This is a genomic window from Paenibacillus sp. P3E (genome assembly GCF_001909045.1).
In the GTDB taxonomy this organism is placed as follows: Bacteria; Bacillota; Bacilli; order Paenibacillales; family Paenibacillaceae; genus Paenibacillus_AQ; species Paenibacillus_AQ helianthi.
The window spans coordinates 20,104-27,041 of record NZ_LVWH01000219.1 but is presented as its reverse complement, the minus strand read 5'-3'; the positions used below and the strand labels follow the sequence as shown (position 1 = coordinate 27,041).

General features: G+C 55.2%; 6 protein-coding genes. All 6 read left to right on the top strand.

Going from position 1 to position 6,938, the window contains the following annotated elements; genetic code table 11:
* Positions 1-209 precede the first annotated feature (209 nt).
* The 6 genes from A3842_RS27995 to A3842_RS27970 all read left to right on the top strand — a co-directional run bounded on the left by A3842_RS27995 (position 210) and on the right by A3842_RS27970 (position 6,884).
* Entirely contained in the window at positions 210-962 is a 753-nt protein-coding gene (locus A3842_RS27995) for an adenosylcobinamide amidohydrolase (RefSeq protein ID WP_074103478.1), read from the top strand.
* A 37-nt stretch (positions 963-999) separates the two neighbouring features.
* On the top strand, positions 1,000-1,965 hold the full coding sequence (gene cbiB, locus A3842_RS27990; protein WP_074103477.1) for an adenosylcobinamide-phosphate synthase CbiB: 966 nt from the start codon (positions 1,000-1,002) through the stop codon (positions 1,963-1,965).
* A 9-nt stretch (positions 1,966-1,974) separates the two neighbouring features.
* Complete coding sequence (locus tag A3842_RS27985) at positions 1,975-2,778, top strand: histidine phosphatase family protein (protein ID WP_083609771.1); 804 nt, start codon at positions 1,975-1,977, stop codon at positions 2,776-2,778.
* 367 nt (positions 2,779-3,145) lie between these two features.
* Positions 3,146-4,606, top strand: coding sequence for a MocR-like pyridoxine biosynthesis transcription factor PdxR (pdxR, locus tag A3842_RS27980; RefSeq protein WP_074084920.1), 1,461 nt, complete (start codon positions 3,146-3,148; stop codon positions 4,604-4,606).
* Between the two features lie 15 nt (positions 4,607-4,621).
* Positions 4,622-5,686: a D-alanine--D-alanine ligase gene (locus A3842_RS27975; RefSeq protein WP_083609770.1), complete on the top strand. Its 1,065-nt coding sequence runs from the start codon at positions 4,622-4,624 to the stop codon at positions 5,684-5,686.
* Entirely contained in the window at positions 5,679-6,884 is a 1,206-nt protein-coding gene (locus tag A3842_RS27970; protein ID WP_074103476.1) for an aminotransferase class I/II-fold pyridoxal phosphate-dependent enzyme, read from the top strand. Before A3842_RS27975 ends, A3842_RS27970 begins: the two co-directional genes overlap by 8 nt.
* Positions 6,885-6,938: the final 54 nt, after the last annotated feature.

Here is a 6,938-nt window from a genome sequence, read left to right as displayed (position 1 = left end):
ATGGAACATGTGGTAACGTTATTTCATTTGAGAATTAGCGTTTTTTCTGTGTACGATGGATATGATCTGAAATCACTTCTAGTGTCTTATGAAGATAAATAGAATTTTGTTTATCACAACATTTTTAAGTCTAACTCTTTTTCTGATTTATTGTTTCCGGTAGTTATAGTAGTTATTGAACATTAATGCTGTGAGAGGAGCGGGATCAAATGGGTGAAGTACAGCTTCCTTTTAACCCAGGCAGCGGCGCAGCGGTGTATCACTCTAGCGTCTGGCCTGGACTTATGCTCGAATGGAAGCAGGAGCATCTGCTGCTGGAATTCCCGGTTGAAGCGGAAGGGCTGTCGAGCGCGGTGTACGGCGGCGGGATGGTCCGTCTGAAACGGGCGGTCAACCAGTTCGTCAGCCGTGATTATGAGTGCAGCAATCCGGTGCGCGATATGGAGAACAAATTGCGCGAATGGGGTTATCCGCTGGAAGGCTGCGCCGGTCTGATGACAGCGGTACCGCTGGAGCATGCTGCCGTTGCCGAGGAGGATATCGGCTCGGCGGGTATTTTCTGCTGTGTTACCGCAGCCTCGGGTAATGCCGCGCGCGCCGGAGTCCGGCGGAACGTGCTGGCCGCTTACCGCTCCGGGACGATCAACATCATGCTGGGCATTGACGGTCGACTGACTCCGTCTGCGATGGTCAACGCCGTGATGACGGCAACCGAGGCGAAGGCTGCCGCGCTCGCCGATCTCGGGGTCACGGATCCCGAGAATGGCCTGATTGCCACTGGTACCACTACAGATGCTGTCGTGCTCGCAGTGAGTGGGAGCGTACGCTACGCCGCAGAGCATGTCTACGCCGGAACCGCCACCGACCTGGGCGGAGCGATTGGCAGGCTGGTGTATGCCGCTGTAACGGCAAGCCTCGGATCAGTGAAAGCAGCCCAACTGGCAAGGAAGGACAGCCAATGAGCCGCATAAGCAACAAGCCGCTTGCGGGTGCTGCCCGGTGAAGCTTGCGATTATTTTACTTGCAGCCTATGTGCTGGACCGGATCATAGGCGACCCGCGCAGTATCCCTCATCCGGTGGTGCTTATGGGAAAAGCGGTTACAGCTCTTGAACGGCTGATCCGCCGCTCCTGCACGCAGCCGCGCACTCTGAAACGCGCAGGAATCCTGCTTCCACTGCTGGTAGCAGGCGGAGCCTGGGGAGGGACAGCAGCCCTTCTATTGCTGCTGTCCCGGGTATCGCCTGGGCTGGGCTGGGCAGCGGAGGTCTGGCTGATTGCTACAACTATTGCCTCTAAGGGACTAAAAGATGCCGGGATGGCCGTCTATGTGGAGCTGCGCAAGGGAGATATCTCTGCAGCCCGCACGGCGCTCGGGATGATCGTTGGCCGCGATACTACCATGCTGGAAAGCCCGGATATTGTCCGGGGCACGGTGGAGACTGTGGCGGAGAATATTGTCGATGCGATTATTTCTCCGTTGTCCTTCGCCCTGCTCGGCGGAGCACCGCTGGCTATGGCTTACCGTGCGGTGAATACGCTGGATTCCATGGTCGGCTACAAAAACGACAAATACCGTGATCTCGGCTGGGCCTCCGCCCGGCTCGATGACGTAGCCAATTACATAGCGGCGCGGATGACAGCAGTGCTGTTGGTCTTGTGCGCCTGTCTGCTGCGTCTGGACTGGCGCAGCAGCTGGCGCATTGTGCGGCGCGATGCGCGCAGCCATCCCAGCCCAAACAGCGGATTCCCCGAATCGGCCGTAGCCGGAGCGCTTGGCATCCGTCTGGGCGGCAAAAATGTATACCACGGCGTAGCCACGTTCCGCGCCTATATGGGCGACCCCCTCCGGACTATGGAGCCGGAGGATATCATTCTTGCCTCACGGCTGATGATGTGGTCTTCCGCAATTTTCGTCTGCCTGTGTGCAGCGGCGGCTATGCTGTGGCACGGGATTGGAGGCTGATCCAGAGAGATGGCAAATAACCGAGCCGGATTGGACGCTGAGCATGTACTGCACCCTGAGTATATGCCGGGCGCCCGGAATGAAAGGAAACCTGAGGCAGCACTGAATCCTGAGTATGAACCAAACCCTGTACAGGATGCGGACCCTGAGAGTGAACCAGACCCTGTGAGTGAACGGGCATATGAGTGCAAAGTAGATCTTCAAGTTGAGCTTGAGCTGGTGCTGATCCGCCATGGACATACCCAGTGGAATGCCGAACGCCGTTACCTGGGCAGCACCGATCTTCCGCTGCTGCCTGAATCGGAGGTGAAGCTGACTGCTCTTCGGCACCAGCCCGAACTTGCCGGCAGCTTCTGGCGTGTGTACTGCAGTGATTTGCGCAGATGCTGCGAGACACTGGCGGTCATTGCCCCATCACTTGTGCAGTCGGCAGTGTACGATTCACGGCTGCGCGAGATGAGCTTTGGTGCTTGGGAGGGACAGACTTATGAGCAGCTGCAGAGTAATCCAAGCTATCGTAGCTGGATTGATGATCCTACGGCGTTTACTCCGCCTGACGGAGAATCTTGGGCAGAATTCACCGGACGTGTGGAGAGTTTTTTGTCCGAAATGCTCCATATAGCTGCCGAGGCGCCTGGCCTTAGGAATGGACCTATTCGTGTGCTGATTGTGACTCATGGCGGCGTTATCCGCCAGATGCTGGCACGGACAACCGCTGGGCTTGGCTTCCGTGAAGCTGCCGCACCTCCGCCGGGAACGGCAACCACGGTGAGGCTGCGGTGGCGCGGAGGGGAAGAGGGCAGTTGCCACTGAGTAAAGTGGAAAAAGGAAAACTAATTTGTGAATTTCACCGATTTTTCGATGAATAGGTGGAAAAAGTAGATTTAATCACCTCCATTTCCATCCATCCAGCGCTATCTGGGGGAATGATATGGATTTTTTCCCGTTAAGCCTCTCCGTGGTGGTCTCTCAGCAGAATGAAGTGGATAAATTCCACCAAAGCTATCTACCTAGTAAATAGGGGATTTGTATTTCGAAAAAAGGCTGTAAGCGATCGCCCTGGGTACCGGGCCTTTTCAGCTTCTACAGCCAAAGAACCACGGCCGGAAGAAAATTCCGGGCCGTGGTTCTTTTTTTACGAAGAGGACTGTGCCATGATAGCTATGGGGGCGATGGAAGCATGTTCAAGGATTTCAGGCTCATTGCCGGACGGCCGGTATTCATTCAAGTAAAAGATTACATGAAGCAGCTGATCCTCAGAGGCGCCCTCCAGGGTGACCAAAAGCTGCCGTCCACACGCGAGCTCAGCACACTGCTGGGGGTCAGCCGCAATTCGGTCATTTCTGCCTACGAGGCACTTGCGGATGATGGCTTTACCTATGCGGTGCAGGGCCAGGGCAGCTATGTATCACAAGCAGCGGCTGATCAAGCCGGAAGTCCTGGAGATTCTGCTTGGACGGTGGACTGGAAAGAGCGGCTGAGCAGCCAGGCCAGGCTAGCCGAGGAACTGGATATTATGAAGCGCGGAATACGCGCGGCGAAGGGTACGATTTCTTTTACCAGCATCGCGCCTGATGAGAGCCTGTTCGATCTGGACAATGTGAAGCGGGCATTTATGGAGCGCATGGCGGTAGAAGGCAATGTTCTGCTGAACTATGGCTATGCCAAGGGGTATAAGCCTTTAATAGACTATTTGCTGCAATATATGGAGCACAAGGGTGTGAATACGCGGGGCAAGGACATTCTGATTACGAACGGATTTACGGAAGGGTTTGATGTGGTATTGTCCGCGCTTGGCCGCAAGGCTGGGGCGGTGCTTTGCGAGAATCCGACGCATCACACGGCGATTAAGAATATGAAGCTGCACGGTTTTGAGATTGCGGGTGTGCCTATGGAGCGGGACGGCATCCATCTGGGTGAGCTGAAGCGGGCGCTTGAGGCGCGTGAGTATGATTGTGCATATTTGGTTCCCTCCTACCACAATCCAACGGGCATCGTCATGTCTCCCGAGAAAAGACAGCGGCTGATGAAGCTGATGACGGAGTACAAGGTACCGGTGATCGAGGATGGTTTTAACGAGGAACTCCGGTATTCGGGTTCCCACGTGGCTCCTCTGATCGCAGCAGCGGGCGGCGGGAATAGCGTGATCTATCTGGGAAGCTTCTCCAAGGTGCTTTTTCCCGGACTGCGTGTGGGCTGGGTGCTTGCGGATCAGGAGCTGATCTATTACCTGGAAAGCGTCAAAAGAGCGCGAAGCATTCATACCTCAACGCTGGATCAATCGATTCTGTATCAATATCTGCTGGGCGGCAATCTGGAGAAATACCTGAAACGGGCGAGAGCGGAATATAAGCGCAAATACGAGCTGACCCTGGCCTGCTGCCAGGAGCATATTCCGTATGCATCCCTCACCGGGGATGGGGGCCTGCATCTTTTTATAACGTTTGCCGAGGGCTTCAGCACGAGGGAGCTGCTTACGGCATGCCGGGAGCAAGGGGTTATTTTTACAGCGGGAGATATATTCTATACGAATGGGCAAGGGCAGAACACACTGCGGCTGGGGTTCTCCAGAGTGGCTGACGGGGATATCCGGAAGGGCGTTGAAATTATTGGCAGCACTGCACGGCAACTACTGGGATGAAGAGGGGTTAAGGGAATGAGAAAAGTAGGCGTAATTATGGGCGGGGTATCCTCGGAATATGAGGTGTCGCTGAATACGGGCAGAGAAATGCTGAAGCATCTGGACCGCAATAAATATGAAGGCGTCCCGGTAGTCATTTCTTCGCGGGAAGAGCTGGTTGATGCGGTAAAAGATCTGGATTTCGCGCTGCTTGCCCTCCATGGTGCCTACGGCGAGGACGGAACCGTACAAGGGACGCTGGAAACACTGGGGATTCCGTATTCCGGCAGCGGTGTGCTGTCCAGCAGCCTGTGCATGGATAAAGCGCTGTCCAAGACCATTCTCCGCAGCCAAGGGGTGCATACGCCCGCCTGGATCTGCCTGGACCGTATGGAGGATTTCGTGCCGGAAGCTGTAGAGAAGCTCGGATATCCTGTAATGGTAAAACCAAATTCGGGCGGCTCCAGCATCGGCATGACAAAGGTGAACAGCCGTGCGGAGCTGCGGAGCGCAGTAGAGAAGGCTTTTGCCGCTGACCGTTCGGTGCTGATCGAAGAATATACCGAGGGTCAGGAAATCACCTGTCCCATTCTCGGAGGAAAGATGCTGCCCGTTATCGGCATCCGCTCACTGGGAGCGGATTGGTTCGATTACAGTGCCAAATATGAGTTGGGCGGTGCGGAGGAACAGGTCATTCAGCTGCCAGAAGAGCTTGATGAACAGGTGCGTGCGGCGGCTTTGACCTGCTATCAGGCGCTGAAGTGTACGGTATATGCGCGGGTGGATATGCTGCTTAAGGACGGCGTTCCTTATGTGCTTGAGGTAAACACATTGCCGGGCATGACCGAAACGAGCCTGCTGCCAAGAAGTGCGCTTGCTGCCGGATATACCTTCAGCGGGCTGCTGGATGAGATTATCTCCGGTTCGCTTGCAGAGCGGCGGGGGATCGCTTCGGAGCCGGAGGTTCCAGGCGCTGTAGGCGTACCGGGAGTCCGGCGCGCACAGGGAGAAGACGGCAACGAAAATAAGCAGGACGCTCAGAGTTTGCGGGACACGCAGGCCCTGCAGACTGTGCGGCAGGGGGCTGTCCACTATGGATAAACACAAACGGTTTCAGCAACAGGATCACAGCGCCCTGCTGAGCGATCTGATTGCACCGCGTGTACGGGAGATAGCGCCTTCGGGCATCCGTGCTTTTTTTGATCTCAGTGCGGGTAACAACGAGATTATATCACTGGGTGTAGGCGAACCCGATTTCACTACCCCTGAGCATATCAGAGCCGCCTGTATCCGTGCCCTGGAGCGGGGAGAGACGAGTTATACCCCGAATGCCGGTCTGCCAGAGCTCCGGGAGGAGATTGCCCGCTATCAGCAGGAAAGCTTCGGACTGTCCTATCAGCCTATGGAGGAGGTGCTGGTAACGGTGGGCAGCAGTGAAGCCCTTGATCTGGCGCTGCGTGCCTTCACCGCGCCGGGTGATGAGGTAATCATTCCATCGCCCAGTTACATCGCCTATTCGCCAATCGCCTATCTGAACGGGGGAACATTAGTGGAAGTGGAGGCTACTGAGGAGCAGGGCTTCAAGCTTACCGCCGAGGCGCTGCTTAGAGCCATTACCCCGCGCTCCAAGCTACTGATGGTGAACTTCCCGAATAACCCAACAGGGGCAGTAATGTCTTATGAGGATTGGCTTCCGATTGCAGAAATCGTAAAAGCCCATAATCTGATCGTACTTTCGGATGAAATCTATGCCGAGCTGACCTATGACAGCAGACATGTCAGCATTGCATCGCTTCCCGGCATGAAGGAGCGGACGATCGTAATCAGCGGTTTCTCCAAAGCTTTTGCCATGACCGGCTGGCGGGTCGGTTATGCCTGCGGGAACCGGGAACTGCTGTCTGCAATGCTGAAAATCCATCAGTATACGGCGATGTGCGCGCCTGTTCTGGGCCAGATTGCCGCGATCGAATCGCTGCGCCACGGATTGCCGGACAAGAATACAATGAAAGAATGCTTCCGGCAGCGCCGTTCTCTGTTTGTTGAAGGACTCAGATCCATCGGGCTGCATTGCCATGAGCCGCAAGGGGCTTTTTATGCCTTTCCCTCTATTAAACATACCGGAATGACTTCAGAAGAATTTGCGCTTCGCCTGCTGCAGGAAGCAGGGGTTGCAGCTGTGCCGGGACACGTATTCGGTATGGGCGGTGAAGGTCATCTCCGCTGTTCCTATGCCGCTTCCACAGCGAAGCTGACCGAAGCGCTTGAACGGATGGAAGGTTTTATGAAGGTAAAAATGTAATTGTAAGATTAATCTCTATCCCCTATAATCCATAAGGAAGAAATAGGGAGTAAT

Coding starts and splice junctions, on each gene's coding strand:
- A3842_RS27975 (WP_083609770.1), top strand. CDS start 4,622: ATGAGAAAAGTAGGCGTAATTATGGGCGGGGTATCCTCGGAATATGAG.
- pdxR (WP_074084920.1), top strand. CDS start 3,146: ATGTTCAAGGATTTCAGGCTCATTGCCGGACGGCCGGTATTCATTCAA.
- A3842_RS27970 (WP_074103476.1), top strand. CDS start 5,679: ATGGATAAACACAAACGGTTTCAGCAACAGGATCACAGCGCCCTGCTG.
- A3842_RS27995 (WP_074103478.1), top strand. CDS start 210: ATGGGTGAAGTACAGCTTCCTTTTAACCCAGGCAGCGGCGCAGCGGTG.
- A3842_RS27985 (WP_083609771.1), top strand. CDS start 1,975: ATGGCAAATAACCGAGCCGGATTGGACGCTGAGCATGTACTGCACCCT.